We start from the raw sequence: 17,320 nt of genomic DNA, 5'->3' as shown, positions 1-17,320 counted from the left end.
CACTCGAGTTTCCCGCAGACCCTCACCAAGTCTCCCGCAAAGCTTCACCTTGCTGGCCTGAAAGCCGCGCCAGATAAGGGTTTGCCGAGTCGTTAACGTCTTTAACAAGGGTTCAAAGGTGTTTATTTTTATTACTCTCAAGCCTTACACCCGCGAGCCCCGTGAAACACAGGCCCAACACCCCGCAGCCATTGCCGATCCATCGTGAAACAGTGCGCGACCATGCGGAAATCAAACAAAATTCTTCTAATACAATGGCTTATTAGCTATTCTTCGTTTTGTTTCACGGAGAAAAACGGCAGGCGCGTGTTTACCATCGCAATCTGCACGCAAAAGCCCGTCGGTATACGCCAATCCGTTCGCCACCGATAAATCGGTAGCAAACACTACGTAAATTGTTATGATCCATCCAATTCGAGCCACATCGAGGTAAACATGAATCTGGATCAGGAGCGGCAAGCCATTCGCGACGAGCTTGAATCGATGCGTGCGCAGGGCGTGCGCCGCCAGGATCTGTCGCTGCATGCATGCAAACGGCTTTTTTTCGATCTCGGCATCCGGCCATCGATGGCGGCCGTTCGCGATCTCACGCAAACCGGCAGCGCAAGCGACATCCCGAAGGACATCGATCATTTCTGGGAGCGCATCCGCAGCGTGTCGCGGGTCAAGGTCGGAGCGGGCGCGATACCAAAGGCACTGGAAGATCGCGCCGGCGAACTGCTGGGCGCGTTATTCGAAGAAGCGGTCGTGCAGGCCAAAGCGTCGCTCGATGGCGAACGTGAAGAGATCCGCGCGCAGATCAGCGCCGCCGATCTACGCGTACGCGAGGCGGAAATTCGTCGGGATGCGGCCGACGACGCCATCAGGCGCAGCGAAGCGCGCGCCGAAACCGCGTGGGAGCGGGTTCGCGCACTTGAAACCCAGTTATCGAGCGCGACTACGCACGGCAGCGTTCACCTCGAAGGCATGCAGGCAACCACGCGCCGGCTCGACCAGGAGAACGAGGCGCTGCGGCAACGGCTCGAAAACGAACAGACTGCCAATGCTGCGTTGCGGGACCGGATCGACGCGTTGCACGTCGAATTGCGGCAAAGCACGGAGCACTATGCACAGCAGATCAAGGATGCGGTGGCCGAGGCCGAGCGGCGCGTCAAGCCGATGCTAGTCGAACTCGACTCGCTGCGTAGCATGGCCGCGACGTATCAGTCCGGCGTGCGTGATGCGAGCCGCAAGGAATTCGAGTTCATTCAGCAGATTGCCGCCGCCAAGGCGCGCGCCGATCGGCTCGACGCGCAGCTGCGCGAGCAGTCGGACGAAGTCGACGCGCTGACGAAAGAAGTCGCCACCCTGCGTGGCCAGCAGGGCATCGATCCGGCCATCGCCGTACTGTTGTGCTCGCTGGTTACTGAGGGGCGGCTCACGAGCAAAGAGTTGAGCATGATCGGCACCGCGGCTGACGGCCACGTGACGCTGCCCGCGAGATGCCCGAAATGCGAGGAAGGTGAGCCGGAGCTGTCGCAGGTCGATCACCGTTTCGAACTGTTCTGCCCGGAATGCGAGCACTCTTCGGGCCTCGGCGAATCGAGGCTCGCGGCGGTGAAGCAGTTCCTGTCGAACGATGGCGCCACCGCGCCGTCGTCCCGCTCCGTCCACGCGATGCGTTAACCAGAGGCGGCCAATCCAACGGGAAAAACGTCAAAGGTGAGGAAATTCGGGACCTCAATGGTGAGGTTCTTCAGGGTTCGCCGGCTCCCGTTTTCCTCGTCAAACGCCCGTCACGGCGGGGCTCGGCCAACGGTGCCGCAGCAGGATCCGGCTCCTCTGTCGCGGGCGAATCCTGCTGATCAATCCAGGTTTGCCACGCGCGATATAGCCGGTTCGCGGACACCGCCTGCACGAAGCCGAGCCATTGACCGACCTGTTCGGCTTCTACCCCGCTTTCGAACAGGTCCGCCGCAAACGTGTTGCGCAAGGTCTGCGGACTCGCGCGCGATTGGCGCGACGTGGCAATCCCCGCTGCATCGACGAGCGCATCCACCGCGCGCAGCATCGTGGCCTTATGCATCGGCCTGCCCGACGGCGATGCGGGAAACACAAGCTTGCCGGCCAGTTGCGTCAGCCGGCGTTCGGCTAGCCAGGCGTCGAGAATCGCCGTTGCGAACGGCGCGAGTCGCGTGCGCCGCGTCAGCACTGGATTCGCGGACTCGATCGTGACCCACGGCGAGCCCTCTCTGACGCAACTAACCGTAAGCGCTCCCGCTTCGCCCGTCTTCAGTCCTGCGCCCAGAAACACCGCGATCAACGCGCGATCGCGTCGCTCTCTCCAGCGCTGCGCGGTCGACAACGCCGGCAACGGCGCGAACAGCCGCGCGATCAACGCAGTGCGTTCCGCATGCGTGAGAAACCCGGTCGGTTCATTGTCGCGCGCATTGCGCCACGCGGCTTCCCCGTCCTGAGCGATGAAACGAGCCGGGTTGGTCGACGCCGATTCGATCTCGCGCACGTGATCGAGCACGCGCTCGATAAGCCGCAAATAGCGGATCCGCTGCGTTCTGCGAATCTCGAGGCTGGCGACGAATTCGGCGATCGCGGGCGTTTCGACCGTCGCGAGGCTTTGTTGCCGCGCGCCAAGCCAATCGAGAAACTGCCCCCACTGCGCCTGATAGACCAACGCCGAAGAGCGACGGAAGTGCTGCTTCGCGAGCCACGCATCGAACGCGACCTGCGGGTCGCGACGCCAGTCTTCGCGTTGCTGATCGAACAGATCGGTAGAGGGCGCGGGACGGGGAACGGGGTCGGACAGATGAGGAGGTGACATGGGCAATCCTTCCGTTAGTTGCACCGTTTGGTCCGCGTATTGTAGGCGCTGACCGCCGCGAGGCCGACCGCGAGGAATGGATGAGGATCCGAGCCATCCCGACGTGGTGCCGCCATTAGCCGCCCCACGCCCGGGCGCGCTTTAAGAGCGCATCGGCCGGCCGTGGCAGCGCCGCCCGGCGCGCCGCTTGCCGCGCCGCTTCCTCGTACGCATTGACGGCAAACGCAAAAACGGCCGGCAATGCGTTGGAGGTGCCGAAATCCACGCCGTCATCGGTTTCTGGATAAGGCAGATCGGACGGGCGCTGGAACAGCCCGAGCATCAGCGCGTCGTGCCGGCTGGCAAAACCGAGATCGGCCAGCGCCTCGGCTTCGATGGCATGGAGCAGACGCCACGTGAGCGGCACCTGCCTGACGATGTAGCGCGCGGCGATGCTGCGCACGATATGTTCGAGATCGCGCGCGGCGGTCTGGAAGCGCAGCGCGGCGAGAGTTTGATCGGTAGGGTCGGTTTTCAGGTTGTTCATTCTCGGCTCCAATCGACACCTGATACTGTACAAACATACAGTACCGGGCGCAACCTGGCCGAACGGCCTACCCGTGAATCACGACCAGCAGCGCTTTCGCCTCGCTCTTGCCGACGTTGCGGATCGCATGCGGAACATCCGCGACGTAGCGCGCGGTGTCCGCGACCTTGAGCCGCTTCGTCGCGCCGGCCGCCTCGATGTCGATCGAGCCGTGCAGCACGGTCAGATGCTCGCGCGTGCCTGGCTCGTGCGCGTTCGACACGAGAGCCCCGCCTAGCTGCAGCGTCAACTCGTACCACTCGAACTTGCCGGCCAGCTCGATCGGTCCCCACACACGCAACTGGTATTTCGCTTCGTGACCGCTTAGCGTAGGAATATCGCGCGGTCCGGAAACGGCGATTGCCTCAGGCGACTTCGGCGGCGCAAACAGCGAATCGAGACTTACGCCAAGCGCATTGGTCAGCCGCCATGCAACCGCGATCGTCGGATTGGCCTTGTCGCGCTCGATTTCCGAGAGCATCGATTTCGACACGCCGGCCGCGCGCGACAGATCATCGAGCGTCATGCGCCGCTCGGCGCGCAGCCGTTGAATCTGTTCGCCGACGCGCGGCGGCGCCGCAATCGCCGCACTCGGCGGTAATGCCGCGCTGGCGGAGGTGGGCGCCGCATTGGACGCGGTGCGGCGTGTACCCGAACTTGCCATTTCCTGACCCATCGTTTAGAGTTGTTCGATATACCGGATTTTAGTTCGGAAAAACGAAAATATCCGATAAAGCTGACAACCGACTATAACAGGCCGCCCTTCCCGCGCGCATGCGAATGCGGCCGCCATCACTCTCAGGAGTCCCGTTCATGCGTGACCAATACCTTGCCCATTTGCGCGGCACCCTCGACCAGATCCGCGCCGACGGCTTCTACAAGAGCGAGCGCGTGATCGCGAGTCCGCAGTCGGCCGACGTGCGTCTTGCCGACGGCAGCGACGTGCTGAACTTCTGCGCAAACAACTATCTCGGTCTCGCCGACGACACGCGGCTGATCGAAGCCGCCAAGCAAGGCCTCGACAGCGACGGCTTCGGGATGGCGTCGGTGCGCTTCATCTGCGGCACGCAAACCGTGCACAAGCAACTCGAAGCGGCGCTCGCCGCGTTCCTGCAAACCGACGACTGCATTCTCTACTCGAGCTGCTTCGACGCGAACGGCGGCCTGTTCGAAACGCTGCTCGACGAAAACGACGCGATCATCAGCGACGAGCTGAATCACGCGAGCATCATCGACGGTGTGCGGCTGTCCAAGGCGAAGCGCTTTCGCTACAGGAACAACGACCTCGGCGATCTCGAAGCGCGCCTGCAGGAAGCCGATGCGGCGGGCGCGCGCTTCAAACTGATCGCGACCGACGGCGTGTTCTCGATGGACGGCATCATCGCGAACCTCGCCGGCATCTGCAATCTGGCCGACAGGTACGGCGCATTGGTGATGGTCGACGACTCGCACGCGGTCGGCTTCATCGGTGAACACGGTCGCGGCACGCCCGAGCATTGCGGAGTGATGGCGCGCGTCGACATCATTACCGGCACGCTCGGCAAGGCGCTCGGCGGCGCATCGGGCGGCTACGTCGCGGCGCGCAAGGAAGTCGTCGAACTGTTGCGGCAGCGCTCCCGCCCGTATCTGTTCTCGAACACGCTCACGCCGAGCATCGCGGCGGCGTCGCTGAAGGTACTCGAATTGCTCGCCAGCGATGAAGGGGCGCTGCTGCGCGCACGCGTGCGCGAAAACGGCGCGCATTTCCGCCGCGCGATGAGCGCGCTCGGCTTTACGCTCGTGCCGGGCGAACATCCGATCATTCCGGTGATGCTCGGCGACGCGCAACTCGCGGGAAAGATGGCCGATGCGCTGCTGAAGCAAGGCGTCTACGTGATCGGTTTTTCGTTCCCGGTGGTGCCGCGTGGCCGCGCGCGCATCCGCACGCAGATGAGCGCCGCGCACACGCCGGAGCAGATCGACCGTGCCGTCGAGGCGTTCGCGCGCGTCGGCCGCGAGCTCGGCGTCATCCCCACGTGATCGCCGCGTGATTCGAATGGAGAAGCAGATGAAAGCATTGGCAAAACTCGAACGCGGACCGGGCCTCACGCTGACCGACGTGAAGAAGCCCGAAGTCGGTCATAACGACGTGATGATCCGCATCAAGCGCACCGCGATTTGCGGCACCGACATTCATATCTGGAAGTGGGACGACTGGGCGCAGAAGACGATTCCGGTGCCGATGCACGTCGGCCATGAATACGTCGGCGAAATCGTCGAGATGGGGCAGGAAGTGCGCGGCTTTGCGATCGGCGACCGGGTGTCGGGCGAAGGACACATCACCTGCGGCTTCTGCCGCAACTGTCGCGCGGGCCGCCGGCATCTGTGCCGCAACACGATCGGCGTCGGCGTGAATCGCGAGGGCGCGTTCGCCGAATACCTGGTAATTCCGGCCTTCAACGCGTTCAAGATCCCCCCTGAAATCTCCGACGATCTCGCCGCGATCTTCGATCCGTTCGGCAACGCGACGCATACGGCGCTGTCGTTCAACCTCGTCGGCGAAGACGTGCTGATTACCGGCGCTGGGCCGATCGGCATCATGGCGGTCGCGATCGCCAGGCACGTCGGCGCGCGCAACGTCGTGATCACCGACGTCAACGACTATCGCCTCGAACTCGCGCGCAAGATGGGCGCGACGCGCGCGGTGAACGTGTCGCGCGAATCGTTGCGCGACGTGATGCACGATCTGCACATGACCGAGGGCTTCGACGTCGGACTCGAAATGTCGGGCGTGCCGAGTGCTTTTACGGGCATGCTCGAAGCGATGAACCACGGCGGCAAGATCGCGCTGCTCGGCATTCCACCCGCGCAAACCGCGATCGACTGGACCCAGGTGATTTTCAAAGGCCTTGAAATCAAGGGCATTTATGGGCGCGAGATGTTCGAGACCTGGTACAAGATGGTGGCGATGCTGCAAAGCGGCCTCGATCTGTCGCCGATCCTCACCCACCATTTCAAGGTCGACGACTATCAGGAAGCCTTCGCGACGATGCTCTCCGGCGAAAGCGGCAAGGTGATTCTCGACTGGACCTCTGCCTGAGTCGGTGCTTCGCCGTCAGAACGCTGACGCCCGCAGCGCGCTTACGCGCCTGCGGGCGTTTTCACGAACTCGGCCTGGATGCGCACGTGAATATCGTCGCCGACGGCCGGATACCAGGTAGACAGACCGAACTTCGCGCGGCTGAAATGACCGTCCGCGGAAAAGCCGAGCGTGTCTTTCTTCGTTAGCGGATCGGGCGCGAAGCCGTTGAACGTGACGTCGAGCGTGACCGGCTGCGTGACGCCGCGGATCGTCAGATCGCCGCTCAGCGTACCGCGCGCTTCGCCGGTGCGCTCGAAACGCGTGCTCGCGAAGCGGATCTGCGGATAGCGCGCGACGTCGAGCATGCTGTCGCTTTTCACCATCTTGTCGAGCAGCGGCACGTTCGTGTCGATGCTCGCGGCGTCGATCGCGACCGACGCCGTGCTGCGGTCGAGGCCGCCGTCGTTCCAGTCGAGCTCCCCCTGCTTGCGATCGAAACGCATCGTAAAGCGCGTGTATTTGAGGTGATCGATATCGAACGTGATGCTCGTATGGTCCTGATCGATGTCGTAGCGTCCGGGCGGCACGCGCGCCTCGTTCTGACTGACCGAATGCGTGAGCACCTGGATCGGCGTGCAGGCCACCGCGCCCAGCAGCGTTGCGCCGAGCAGCGCGCGCACCCACGCGGTGCGAACGGAGGATGGTTTCATCGAAGCGATTCCGGTTGAGCGGTGATCAAGCGATCTCCATCACGATAGCAGCAAGCGCACCCACAGCGCCGAAGCTCGAAGAAAAACTTGACGATGGAGAATGATCGTTCTACCTTTTCGTCCATGACACACGAAACGATTCCGACCGATCCAAACTACGCGGCCCAGTCCGGCACGGCGCGCGAGCGGCTGCTCGATGCCGCCGAGGCGCTCATCTACGCCGGCGGCATCCATGCAACCGGCGTCGATGCGATCGTGCGGCAGTCCGGCACCGCGCGCAAAAGCTTTTACACGCATTTCGAGTCGAAAGATGCGCTAATCGCGGCCGCGCTCGAACGGCGCGACGAGCGCTGGATGAACTGGTTTATCGCCGGCACGCAACGGCGCGGCAAGGGCGCGCGCAGACGCCTGCTCGGCATGTTCGACGTGCTGCGCGAGTGGTTCGCATCGGCGGATTTTCATGGCTGCGCGTTTCTGAACGCGGCCGGCGAAATCGAATCCGCCGACGATCCGATCCGCGTCGTCGCGCGCAAACACAAGGCACGGCTGCTCGGTTTCGTGCGTGCCGAATGCGTCGCGTTCGTCGTGGAAGCCGAAATCGATGCGCGTCGCGCGGCGCCGCTCGCGCGGCAATGGCTCGTGCTGCTCGACGGCGCGATCGCGGTGGCGCTCGTGAGCGGCGAAGCCGATGCGGCGCTCGACGCGCGGGCGGTTGGCAAGACCTTGCTCGATGCGGCAGTGAAACCCGCCGCAACCAAACGGCCGCCATCGCGGCGCACCACCACCTGACTGAGGAACCATCATGGCCGATACGATCGAAGCCCGCCCGCCGCTGCCGCCATTCACTCGCGATACCGCGATCCAGAAAGTGCGCGCCGCGGAAGATGCGTGGAACAGCCGCGAACCCGAGCGCGTATCGCTCGCGTACACGACGGATAGCGTGTGGCGCAACCGCGCCGAATTCGTGCATGGCCGCGCGGAGATCGTCGGCTTTCTGCGCCGCAAGTGGGCGAAGGAACTCGACTATCGGCTGATCAAGCAGCTGTGGGCGTTCACCGACAACCGCATCGCGGTGCGCTTCGCGTACGAATGGCACGACGATTCGAACAACTGGTTCCGCTCGTATGGCAACGAGAACTGGGAGTTCAACGAGCATGGTCTGATGGCGCATCGTCACGCAAGCATCAATGACCTGCCGATCCGCGAAGCCGACCGCTTGTATCGCTGGCCGCTCGGCCGGCGGCCCGACGATCACTCCAGCCTGTCCGATCTCGGTCTGTAGACGTTCCCACCACATTCATCGCCGGCGGCGCACCCGATGCGCGCCGCGAACTTCTTCACCGCTTGTTCATCACGGCGCCATCGGTTCTCCGTTATCGTGGCGGTTCCGGCAGCGGGGGCACGTCGCGTGCCCGGCCAGCCGAGCGAGTCCTCGACATCGACCGCACGGCTTCAGGTACAGTGCGCGACGGGCGGCACGCGGATCGCCAGAACACCATGACACCGGCGCTCGACCGGTGACGGAGAAGAAATGCACGTCAGGCAGATGAACAAGAATATCCGGCGCGCCGCGGTGGCGCTTTTCGCCAGCTTCGCGGGGCTCTCCGCGGCGCACGCGGGCAACTGGTGTGACGGCGGTGTATGGGTCGACGCGATGCTCGGCTCGTATCACATCAACCCCGATCCCGATACGCACTTCGAGCAGTTCAATCCCGGGCTTGGCGTCGAATGCTGGCTGAACAACCAGTGGGCGCTGACGGCCGGCGGCTTTCGCAACTCGCTGCGTCGGCCGTCCTACTACGGCGGCGGCGTGTGGGCGCCGGAGTTTGCGCATTGGGGAATCGTGCGGATCGCGGCGATCGGCGGGATCATCTCCGGCTATAACTATGGCAACTGGGGGCTTGGCAGCAATCACACGATCGGCCCGGTGGTCGCGCCGATCGTGATGCTCGAATACAAGCGCGTCGGCGCGAACTTCATCGTCATTCCGCCGATCCCATCGGACAATCTGCCCTTTACGATTGGTTTTCAGCTGAAGGTAAAGTTCTGACGGAGCCGTAAGCAACGTGAGCGATCGCCCCCAGGTGAGGTTTTTCGGGAGCCAAAGGCTTCCGTTCTACCCGGATTGAGCAATTGCCGCGAGCGCGAGGTCTCGAATGCGGGGTCGACCTCCTGCAACTCCTCACCATGGTGCACAAAGCGTCGTTCTCTCGACTCCTGGAAATCCTCACCATCCTGGAAGACCTCACCTCAACAGGCTCGCTTTAACTTTTAGCCCTGCATTCCAGCGTGTTTTTCGCGCACTGGACGCCGACGCGCTCCGCGCTCGCTGGTCCGAAACGCAATCGTTCACCGCAACGCTGAAGCCAGCGAAGCACGCGCTGCGCACTTCGACGCACCTCATCCCCATCGCCGTTCCGACGCACACCGCGTGAGCCGTCGCGCATCCCGCCCACCGCTCCCGTAAACCCTCACCGTAGCGCCACCTCCTGGAACTCCTCACCATTCGCGCGTCGCCCGACCCGGGCCTCGCCCATGCACGCCATTCATATCGACCATTTTTGGCCCGAATTTGACCGCGTTTATCGCCGCTCATATCGTGCAGCCATGTCGTCCGGATGTGATTCGCCCCGCTGCGTAGAGCCATCGTCATGCGGGAACCTCAATCTTCGTTCTCCCTGAGCCATGAACTCTGACGCCGTGAATTCCGATCTGAGCGCCCCGCTCGCATCACGCCGATCCGCCGCCGCGACGAGCGGCGTACGACGCGCGGTCACGACCGCCGTGCTGGGTCAAATCCTCGAATGGTATGACTTCTTCCTGTATGGAACGGCCGCCGCGCTGGTATTCGGCAAGCTGTTCTTCCCCGTCGGCAGCGATCCGCTCACCGGCACCATCGCCGCGTTCGGCGGCTTCACGGTCGGCTTCATCGCGCGGCCGATCGGCGGTGTGCTGTGCGGACATCTCGGTGACCGCTACGGGCGCAAGCTCGTGACGATGCTGACGCTGTTCGCGATGGGCACGGCGACTATGTTGATGGGCGTGCTGCCCACCTACCCGCAGATCGGCCTCGCCGCGCCGGCGCTGCTCGTGTGTCTGCGCATCGTGCAGGGGCTCGCCGCGGGCGGCGAATGGAGCGGCAGCATCCTGCTGATCCATGAGAACGCGCCGCAATCGAAGCGCGGCGCGCTCGCCGCATGGAGTCCGTGCGGCGCGGCGCTCGGCTTCGTGCTGTCGACCGGTGCGTTCCTGCTGGTGCAGAACCTGTCGTCTGCCGATTTCCTGAGCTGGGGCTGGCGCATTCCGTTCCTCTGCAGCGCCGCGCTCGTCGCACTGGGCTTGTGGATGCGCCGCTCGGTCGGCGAAAGCGCCGCGTTTGCTCGAGCGAAGGCAACGCGTCGCGATACCCGCATGCCGGTGATCGAAGTGTTGCGGCAATGTCCTCGCGAAGTGCTGACGATCTTCGGTTTGCGCTTCGGCGAAGGCGGTGCGTCGTACATCTTCTTCGCGTTCTCGATCGCGTATGGCCAGTTCCTCGGCATCAAATCGAGCTGGATGCTCGGCGGCCTGACTCTTTCGATGCTGCTGATGATTCCGTTCTCGCTGTTCTTCGGCTACCTGACCGACAAGGTCGGACGCAAGCCCGTGTATCTCGCCGGCGCGATTGCGTTGGTGCTCGTCGCATGGCCGTACTTTGCGCTGCTCGGCTCCGGCGAATACTGGAAAGTGATCACGGCCCTCGTGCTGGCGAACAGCCTCACGCTCGGCATCCTCGAAGGCGCGCAGCCCGCGTTCATCAGCGAACTGTTGCCGGTACATCTGCGCTTCTCGGGGCTTGGCATCGGGCGCGAAATCTCCTCGGTGCTCGGCGGCGGCCTGTCGCCGATGATCGCCACGGCGCTGCTCGCGCACTATCGCAGCGCGACGCCGGTCGCTCTGTATCTCGGCGTGCTCGGCCTGATCACCGTGATCGCGACGCTGCTCGCCCGTGAGACCTATCCGAAAGCGATGCGCATCGAAGCGCATCAGGAAACCGAATGACATCGTTCACATCACTGAATCAAGAGGTAACGCGCATGCACCCCGTTCATACCGCCAGCGCTCGCGCTTGCACCGCCGACGCACCCATCATCGACACGCAGGAGGACTACCCTGAATACCCGGGCCCGCTGTCGCTCGATGACCTGATCACCGAAGTCGAGCGTCGCCGCGACGAGTTCGATGCGGTTTCACACGTCCCGCGCGACATGATCGTGAAGATGAAGCGCGCGGGCATCTTCCGCGCGAGCACGCCGAAACGCTTCGGCGGCGACGCGCTGCCGCCGCCACAGTTTCTGGCGATGCTCGAACGCATCGCGATCGCCGATGGTTCGACCGCATGGGTCGCGGCCTTTGGCTCCGCGAACACGTATCTTGCGTCGCTGCCGGTCGAGACTCAGGCCCGCATCTACGCGTCCGGTCCGGACCAGGTTTTCGCGGGCGGCCTGTATCCCCTGCAACCGGCCGAGCGTGCGCCCGGCGGCTACGTCGTGTCGGGTCAATGGCGTTTCGCGAGCGGCTGCAAGGGCGCGGACTGGCTCGGCGTCGGCATCGGTGGCGCGCCGGGCAAGGTCGGCGACGCGAACGCGGGCAAGCCGTTCACGGCCGTGTTTCCGGCGAGCGAAGTCGAGATCGTCGACAACTGGAACGTGGTCGGCATGCAAGGCACCGGGAGCCACGATCTGCGCCTGAAAAACAAGTTCGTCGACGAGCAATGGACCTTCGTGCGCGGCGGTGCGCCGCTGATCGACGAGCCGCTCTACCGCTACCCCGCCGTCGCATATCAGGCACAGGTGCATGCTGCTGTGAACCTCGGGCTCGCGCGCGCGGCGCTCGACCTGCTGGCCGGTATGTCCGGCGTAACCAGAACGACGACCGGCGCGCCGCGTCTTGCCGACCGCGCGTACTATCGCTCGGGTCTCGCGCAGGCGGAAGCGAACCTGCGCAGCGCGCGCGCGTTCTTCTTCGAGTCGGCGCAAACTTCGTGGCGCACGGTCATGGCGGGCGACCCCGTGTCGCCCAGCGAGGCCAATCTGCTGCGGCTCTCCGCGACGCATGCCGCGCATACGTGCGCCGAGGTGGTCATGCAGGCGTACAAGATGGCTGGCATCGGCGCGATCTATCGCGAGAGCCGCATGCAGCGGATGGTGCGCGATTCGATCGTCGTCACGCAGCACGCGTTTCTCGGCGAAGGCACCTACGACGCGTCGGGCGCGCTGTTCGTCGGCATACCGCCGGTCACGCCCTATCCCTGAGCGACGTAGGAGCGACTGTCATGACGCACGACGAAACGCGCACGCACTTCCGCAACGCGATGGCTTGCCTCGGCGCGGCCGTCAACATCATCACGACCGATGGTCCGCGCGGGCGCTGCGGCATCACCGCGAGCGCGGTCTGTTCGGTGACCGATACGCCACCGACCATGCTGGTATGCATCAATCAATCGAGCTATGTGCATGACGTGATGCACGAAAACGCGAACCTGTGCATCAACATCCTTGGCGCGCACTGCCAGGAGCTGGCGCGCGTGTTCGCGGGCATGACGGGTTGCTCGATGGACGCGCGTTTCGATCAATGCGCGTGGCAGCCGGGAGCGCTCGGCGCTCCGGTGCTTGGCGACGCGCTCGCGAGCCTCGAAGGACAGATCGTCGACAGCAAGACGGTGGGCTCGCACTCGGTGATGTTCGTGCGGATCGAGCGGATCGCCACGCGCGATGACGGCGATGGCCTCGTCTACTTCGGCAGGCAGTTCCACCGGCTTGCGCGTGCCGGTGTCGCGGCTTGCGAGGCGGCATGACGATGCAGGTCTGTCTCTTTCTGATCGGCACGAGCGACGCGCGGCAATCGCTCACGGACCCGCGCGCGCTGCTGCGGGCCACCACGCAAGTCGCGGGGCTGCGCAAGCTGATCGTGCACGAGCCGATCGCGGGACAGGTCGATGCGCGTATCGCGCCGGCGGCCGAGGCGCCGTCGTGCGTGCTGCAGTGGTACTTCGACGAACTCGAGCCGCTCGAAGCCGCGCTCGAACCTGACGGCGCAATCGCCCACGCGTTGCATTCGGCCGCGCGCGCCGAATTCAGCCCGCAAAGCCTCTCGCAGCAGGTGATGGCCGTGCGCATCTTCGCGCCACCGCAGGCTGCGTCGGTCGAAGACAACGCGCAACGCTGCACCTATCTGGTCGCATACGAAGGCGTCGCGCAAGACTTCAACGCGTGGCTTACGCACTATCTGGCGCATCATCCGCCGTTGATGCTGCAATTGCCCGCGCTGCGCGAAATGGAGATCTACACGCGCATCGACAGCCGCAGCGGTTTGCCGTTTGCGCGCGCGAGCGCGATGCAACGCAACAAGGTCGTGTTCGACGATGCGAGCGCGCTCACCGATGCGCTCGCGTCGCCGGTGCGCGATGCGATGCGCCGCGACTTCCACGCGCTGCCGCCGTACAGCGGGGCGACGCCGCATTTTGCAATGCGCAGCATCTACGGTAACCTCGCCGCATATTGACCGGCGCGTCGCGCGGCCAGCGACATGCCTTAGTTTGCGAGAGCTGCGCATGAACAAGCTGAATCCCGGCATCGCCGATCTGAATCTTCTGCGCGTGTTCCTCGCGATCTGGGACCTGCGCAGTCTGACGGCGGCCGGCGATCGGCTCGGTCTCACGCAACCGGCGGTCAGTCACGCGCTGCGCCGTCTGCGCACTCTGTTCGAAGACCCGCTGTTTTCGCGCACGCCCAATGGCATGGTCCCCACCGATGCCGCGTACCGCCTCTATCCGCCGCTCGCGCAAGCGTTCGCGATCATCAACGAAGCCGTGCAGCAGCTGGCGAAGTTCGAGCCGTCGACTGCGCGACGGGTGTTTCGCGTGTCGATGTCGGACATGTCGGAGTTCTACTTCTTGCCCCCGCTCGCCGCGCTGCTCGATCGCGAAGCGCGCGGCATCCGCATCGAGGTTGCCAATGTGCCGGTCGAGTCGGTCAGCGCGGCGATGCGCGCCGGCGAAGTCGATCTCGCGCTCGGCTATGTGCCGGGTCTCGACGCGGGCTGCGTGAGCCGGACGCTGTTCGTCGACGAGCACGTGTGCGTGGTGCGCGCCGGTCATCCGCTGCGCAAGACGAGGCCGAGCCGCGAAGATCTGACCGCGCTACGCTACGTGTACGCGAGCACCAATGCGACCGGGCATCGGATGGTCGAGCAATGGCTCGACGAGCTGAACCTGAAGCGCGAGGTCGTGCTGCGGCTGCCGCATTTCGTCGTCGCGCCCGAGATCGTGATGAATACCGATCTTGCCGTGATCTTTCCGAAAAGCATCGCGAAGCGCTTCAACCGCGGCAAGGCGTTCCGGATTCTGCCGCTGCCGTTTTCGCTGCCGCCGATCGAAATCCAGGTGCACTGCCACTCGCAGTTCGCGGCGGACCCCGGCATCGCGTGGCTGCGCGAGACCATCCATACGATGTTTCATCAGCCGGCACGCTGAGCGCCCGTGAGCTTGCCCGCGGGTGCCCGGGCACGCCGGGCATATTAGCTGCACTGATACCCGCCCTGCTTTTCGGCTAATTTGACGCCACTATCTGTCGCCTCGACACTGCGTATCGGGCGAAGCCTTTTCTGAAAGGCCGCCATCCCCCCAATTCAAATGCGAGCAGACATGTCCTCCGTTCAATCCCCGATCGCGGCCGGGCGCGCCACAGAAGAGTCGGATCGCGCACTCAGGAAAATCATCATTGCGTCGGTGGCCGGCAACGCGATGGAGTGGTACGACTTTTTCGTGTACGGCACCGCGGCTGCGCTCGTGCTCGGGCAACTGTTCTTTCCCGCGCACGCGGACCCGTTGATCGGCACGATCGGGGCGTTTGCCGCGTTTGCGATCGGCTTCGTCGCGCGTCCGCTGGGCGGCATCGTGTTCGGGCATATCGGCGACCGCTATGGACGCCGCGCGTCGCTCGTCTGGACGCTGCTGATCATGGGCTTTGCGACCTTCGGCATCGGGCTGTTGCCAACCTACGAGCACGTCGGTCTGGCCGCCCCCGCGGCGCTCGTGGGCTTGCGCTTGCTGCAAGGCATCGCATCAGGTGGCGAATGGGGCGGCGGCGTGCTGATGATCAGCGAGAACGCTCCGCCCGAAAAACGCGGCTATTTCGCGGCGTGGAGTCAGCTCGGCGTGGGCGGCGGCTTCGTGCTGTCGGCAGGCGCGTTCCTCGCGGCGCAAGCGCTGCCGCACGATCAGTTCATGTCATGGGGATGGCGTCTGCCGTTTCTCGCGAGCATCGTGATTTTCGCGCTCGGCGTGTACATCCGTCACAACCTGCCGGAGAGCCGCGACTTCGAGAACGCGGAGAAAGCCGGCAAGACCGCGCATATGCCGGTGCTCGAAGCGATCAAGCGTCACCCGAAAGAGATCCTGATGGCGATGGGTCTGCGGGTCGCGGAAAACGGCGGCGCCTATATCTTTCTCGCGTTCTCGCTCGTGTACGGCAAGTTCGTCGGCATTTCGAATTCGGTGATGCTGACCGGCGTGATGCTCGCGATGGTGGTCGAAATGGGCGCGATGCTCGCGTGGGGCAAGCTGTCGGACCGCATCGGGCGCAAGCCGGTGTATATGATCGGCGCGGTGTCGCTCGTGGTGATGGCGTTTCCGTTCTTCTGGCTGCTCAACACGCAGTCCACGCCGCTGATCTGGCTCGCGCTTCTGCTCGGCACGGCCGTCTGCCACGGCGCGATGATCGGCACGCTGCCCGCGCTCGTCGGCGAACTGTTCAGCACCGAAGTCCGCTATTCCGGCGTGGCGCTCGGTCACGAAGTCGCGTCGATCTTCGCGGGCGGCCTGTCGCCGCTGATCGCGACCGCGCTGCTCGCGCACTACCAGGCCTACTGGCCGGTTGCCGTGTTCCTGATCTTGCTCGGTCTCGTTACCGTCGTCACGCTGAAGTTCACGCACGAAACGCGTCAGCCGTAATGCTTCGCCTGCCTAACGTGCAAGCCTAACGTGCAAGCCTTCGCGCGGTGACGTGTATCGCGCGAAGGCTTCGCTTTGGCCCGCGCAGTCTGAGGTAAAGGAGTGCGGTAACATGGCACTCCCCCACGACCCGGTCCTCATGTCAGCGCATGAAAGTCGACACCACCACCGTTCGTCTCGTCGTCGCGATGGTCGAAGAGGGCAGCATCTCGCGGGCGGCCAACCGGCTGGGGCTCGCGGTGGCGGCGGCGTCGCGGCGCGTGTCGGATCTCGAGGAGCAACTCGGCACGAAGCTCTTCAGGCGCGTACCGCACGGCGTGGAAATGACCGAGTCGGGTGGCAAGCTGCTCGGCTATCTGCAGCAGGTCGACACGCTGGTGGACCGGCTCGCGAGCGAGGCGCAGGCACTCGTGAGCGGGTTCGACGGACGCATCGTGATCGGCGCGCCGAAAGCCGTGATCATCGAGTTTCTCGCCGCGGATATCGCCGCGATCCGGAATGCCTATCCGGGCATCTCGCTGAAGATCGTCGAAGAGAACAGCCGCATCGTGCAGCAGATGTTGCGCGACAAGATGATCGACATCGGCATCTACGAAAAGAAGAGCGGCTTTCTCGATCTGCCGCAAATGCGCTATCGCGAGGACCGGCTGGTGCTCGTTTATAGCCGCGCACATTTCCATCTTGATCCGCAGCCGATCACGCTCGACGCCTTGCTCGAGCTTCCGCTCGTCAGCCTCGGCAAGGGCTCGGCAATCCTCGCCGCCGTGCAGCGCGCGTTTCACAGCCGCGGCCGCCGCTTCGATTGCGACTATCTGGTCAATGGTTTCGACACGATGCTCGCCGTCGTGCGGCACGGGCTCGGCGTGGGTCTGATGCCGCCCGACGTGCTGCGCAGCTTCCATCCCGAGGACGGCCTCGGCGTCGTCGAGCTCGCGGGTGACTGGCATCAACGTAGCTACGTACTGTCTTGTGTGGAAGGACATGCGCAGGCGCAGACGCTGCGCAACGTCGAAGCCGCGCTCACGGCCGGACGGCGCGTGGCCGGCCGCTGAAGCGCGGGCGCAGCAGTTCCTGCGCTCGACACCCTCGACTGCAAAGCACCACCCCCTTCGTCTTTTGCGAAACCAGGTATGACTGTCGCATTCTTGCGGCGGCACCTCGCGTGCGCGACAGT

The 17,320-nt window shown here is 64.2% G+C and carries 17 protein-coding genes; 13 read left to right on the top strand and 4 right to left on the bottom strand.

The annotated features are described in order from the left end of the window. Positions 1 to 435 precede the first annotated feature (435 nt). Positions 436 to 1,665: a DNA-binding protein gene (locus tag OKW27_RS08080; protein ID WP_429333140.1), complete on the top strand. Its 1,230-nt coding sequence runs from the start codon at positions 436 to 438 to the stop codon at positions 1,663 to 1,665. Positions 1,666 to 1,735: 70 nt separating this feature from the next. Here the strand turns inward: OKW27_RS08080 and OKW27_RS08075 are convergent, their stop codons facing one another. The 3 genes from OKW27_RS08075 to OKW27_RS08065 form a co-directional block, all read right to left on the bottom strand. After that, on the bottom strand, positions 1,736 to 2,818 hold the full coding sequence (locus tag OKW27_RS08075) for a tyrosine-type recombinase/integrase (RefSeq protein WP_429333139.1): 1,083 nt from the start codon (positions 2,816 to 2,818) through the stop codon (positions 1,736 to 1,738). Positions 2,819 to 2,933: 115 nt separating this feature from the next. Then, positions 2,934 to 3,344 carry a DUF2471 family protein gene (locus tag OKW27_RS08070; RefSeq protein WP_429333138.1) on the bottom strand — a complete coding sequence of 137 codons (411 nt, stop codon included), beginning with the start codon at positions 3,342 to 3,344 and terminating at the stop codon, positions 2,934 to 2,936. 67 nt (positions 3,345 to 3,411) lie between these two features. Next, a complete protein-coding gene (locus OKW27_RS08065; RefSeq protein WP_429333137.1) occupies positions 3,412 to 4,059 on the bottom strand; it encodes a helix-turn-helix domain-containing protein in 648 nt (215 codons plus the stop codon). A 137-nt stretch (positions 4,060 to 4,196) separates the two neighbouring features. Between OKW27_RS08065 and OKW27_RS08060 the strand changes: the two genes are divergently transcribed. Both OKW27_RS08060 and tdh read left to right on the top strand, forming a co-directional pair. Next, positions 4,197 to 5,402 (top strand): glycine C-acetyltransferase, encoded by a 1,206-nt coding sequence (locus OKW27_RS08060; RefSeq protein ID WP_429333136.1) that lies wholly within the window; start codon positions 4,197 to 4,199, stop codon positions 5,400 to 5,402. Positions 5,403 to 5,430: 28 nt separating this feature from the next. After that, positions 5,431 to 6,462: an L-threonine 3-dehydrogenase gene (gene tdh, locus OKW27_RS08055; protein ID WP_429333135.1), complete on the top strand. Its 1,032-nt coding sequence runs from the start codon at positions 5,431 to 5,433 to the stop codon at positions 6,460 to 6,462. Positions 6,463 to 6,503: 41 nt separating this feature from the next. Here the strand turns inward: tdh and OKW27_RS08050 are convergent, their stop codons facing one another. Continuing rightward, positions 6,504 to 7,154, bottom strand: a complete 651-nt coding sequence (locus tag OKW27_RS08050) for a YceI family protein (protein ID WP_429333134.1) — start codon at positions 7,152 to 7,154, stop codon at positions 6,504 to 6,506. Between the two features lie 123 nt (positions 7,155 to 7,277). On the opposite strand from OKW27_RS08050, the gene OKW27_RS08045 reads away from it, so the two are divergent. From OKW27_RS08045 to OKW27_RS08000, 10 genes are all read left to right on the top strand, one after another. Next, positions 7,278 to 7,943, top strand: coding sequence for a TetR/AcrR family transcriptional regulator (locus OKW27_RS08045; protein WP_429333133.1), 666 nt, complete (start codon positions 7,278 to 7,280; stop codon positions 7,941 to 7,943). Between the two features lie 13 nt (positions 7,944 to 7,956). Continuing rightward, positions 7,957 to 8,436 carry a DUF1348 family protein gene (locus OKW27_RS08040; protein ID WP_429333132.1) on the top strand — a complete coding sequence of 160 codons (480 nt, stop codon included), beginning with the start codon at positions 7,957 to 7,959 and terminating at the stop codon, positions 8,434 to 8,436. 249 nt (positions 8,437 to 8,685) lie between these two features. Beyond that, positions 8,686 to 9,204, top strand: a complete 519-nt coding sequence (locus OKW27_RS08035; protein WP_429333131.1) for a hypothetical protein — start codon at positions 8,686 to 8,688, stop codon at positions 9,202 to 9,204. Between the two features lie 635 nt (positions 9,205 to 9,839). Then, entirely contained in the window at positions 9,840 to 11,195 is a 1,356-nt protein-coding gene (locus tag OKW27_RS08030) for an MFS transporter (protein WP_429333130.1), read from the top strand. A 35-nt stretch (positions 11,196 to 11,230) separates the two neighbouring features. Beyond that, positions 11,231 to 12,448 carry an acyl-CoA dehydrogenase family protein gene (locus OKW27_RS08025; protein ID WP_429333129.1) on the top strand — a complete coding sequence of 406 codons (1,218 nt, stop codon included), beginning with the start codon at positions 11,231 to 11,233 and terminating at the stop codon, positions 12,446 to 12,448. A 20-nt stretch (positions 12,449 to 12,468) separates the two neighbouring features. Continuing rightward, positions 12,469 to 12,990, top strand: a complete 522-nt coding sequence (gene hpaC, locus OKW27_RS08020; RefSeq protein WP_090808158.1) for a 4-hydroxyphenylacetate 3-monooxygenase, reductase component — start codon at positions 12,469 to 12,471, stop codon at positions 12,988 to 12,990. A gap of 2 nt (positions 12,991 to 12,992) precedes the next feature. After that, positions 12,993 to 13,697 (top strand): EthD family reductase, encoded by a 705-nt coding sequence (locus tag OKW27_RS08015; protein WP_429334567.1) that lies wholly within the window; start codon positions 12,993 to 12,995, stop codon positions 13,695 to 13,697. A 49-nt stretch (positions 13,698 to 13,746) separates the two neighbouring features. Further along, positions 13,747 to 14,667, top strand: a complete 921-nt coding sequence (locus OKW27_RS08010; protein WP_090808162.1) for a LysR family transcriptional regulator — start codon at positions 13,747 to 13,749, stop codon at positions 14,665 to 14,667. A 171-nt stretch (positions 14,668 to 14,838) separates the two neighbouring features. Next, positions 14,839 to 16,146, top strand: coding sequence for an MFS transporter (locus OKW27_RS08005; protein WP_429333128.1), 1,308 nt, complete (start codon positions 14,839 to 14,841; stop codon positions 16,144 to 16,146). Positions 16,147 to 16,295: 149 nt separating this feature from the next. Next, positions 16,296 to 17,198: a LysR family transcriptional regulator gene (locus tag OKW27_RS08000; protein WP_090808166.1), complete on the top strand. Its 903-nt coding sequence runs from the start codon at positions 16,296 to 16,298 to the stop codon at positions 17,196 to 17,198. The last annotated feature ends 122 nt before the right edge of the window (positions 17,199 to 17,320 follow it).

The sequence above is a fragment of the Paraburkholderia sp. 35.1 genome, assembly GCF_050436525.1.
Classification (GTDB): domain Bacteria; phylum Pseudomonadota; class Gammaproteobacteria; order Burkholderiales; family Burkholderiaceae; genus Paraburkholderia; species Paraburkholderia tuberum.
This window is presented reverse-complemented; position numbering and strand designations above follow the sequence as displayed.

Coding starts and splice junctions, on each gene's coding strand:
- OKW27_RS08015 (WP_429334567.1), top strand. CDS start 12,993: ATGCAGGTCTGTCTCTTTCTGATCGGCACGAGCGACGCGCGGCAATCG.
- OKW27_RS08060 (WP_429333136.1), top strand. CDS start 4,197: ATGCGTGACCAATACCTTGCCCATTTGCGCGGCACCCTCGACCAGATC.
- OKW27_RS08040 (WP_429333132.1), top strand. CDS start 7,957: ATGGCCGATACGATCGAAGCCCGCCCGCCGCTGCCGCCATTCACTCGC.
- OKW27_RS08080 (WP_429333140.1), top strand. CDS start 436: ATGAATCTGGATCAGGAGCGGCAAGCCATTCGCGACGAGCTTGAATCG.
- OKW27_RS08045 (WP_429333133.1), top strand. CDS start 7,278: ATGACACACGAAACGATTCCGACCGATCCAAACTACGCGGCCCAGTCC.
- hpaC (WP_090808158.1), top strand. CDS start 12,469: ATGACGCACGACGAAACGCGCACGCACTTCCGCAACGCGATGGCTTGC.
- OKW27_RS08005 (WP_429333128.1), top strand. CDS start 14,839: ATGTCCTCCGTTCAATCCCCGATCGCGGCCGGGCGCGCCACAGAAGAG.
- OKW27_RS08050 (WP_429333134.1), bottom strand. CDS start 7,154: ATGAAACCATCCTCCGTTCGCACCGCGTGGGTGCGCGCGCTGCTCGGC.
- OKW27_RS08010 (WP_090808162.1), top strand. CDS start 13,747: ATGAACAAGCTGAATCCCGGCATCGCCGATCTGAATCTTCTGCGCGTG.
- OKW27_RS08000 (WP_090808166.1), top strand. CDS start 16,296: ATGAAAGTCGACACCACCACCGTTCGTCTCGTCGTCGCGATGGTCGAA.
- OKW27_RS08030 (WP_429333130.1), top strand. CDS start 9,840: ATGAACTCTGACGCCGTGAATTCCGATCTGAGCGCCCCGCTCGCATCA.
- OKW27_RS08035 (WP_429333131.1), top strand. CDS start 8,686: ATGCACGTCAGGCAGATGAACAAGAATATCCGGCGCGCCGCGGTGGCG.
- tdh (WP_429333135.1), top strand. CDS start 5,431: ATGAAAGCATTGGCAAAACTCGAACGCGGACCGGGCCTCACGCTGACC.
- OKW27_RS08070 (WP_429333138.1), bottom strand. CDS start 3,344: ATGAACAACCTGAAAACCGACCCTACCGATCAAACTCTCGCCGCGCTG.
- OKW27_RS08075 (WP_429333139.1), bottom strand. CDS start 2,818: ATGTCACCTCCTCATCTGTCCGACCCCGTTCCCCGTCCCGCGCCCTCT.
- OKW27_RS08065 (WP_429333137.1), bottom strand. CDS start 4,059: ATGGGTCAGGAAATGGCAAGTTCGGGTACACGCCGCACCGCGTCCAAT.
- OKW27_RS08025 (WP_429333129.1), top strand. CDS start 11,231: ATGCACCCCGTTCATACCGCCAGCGCTCGCGCTTGCACCGCCGACGCA.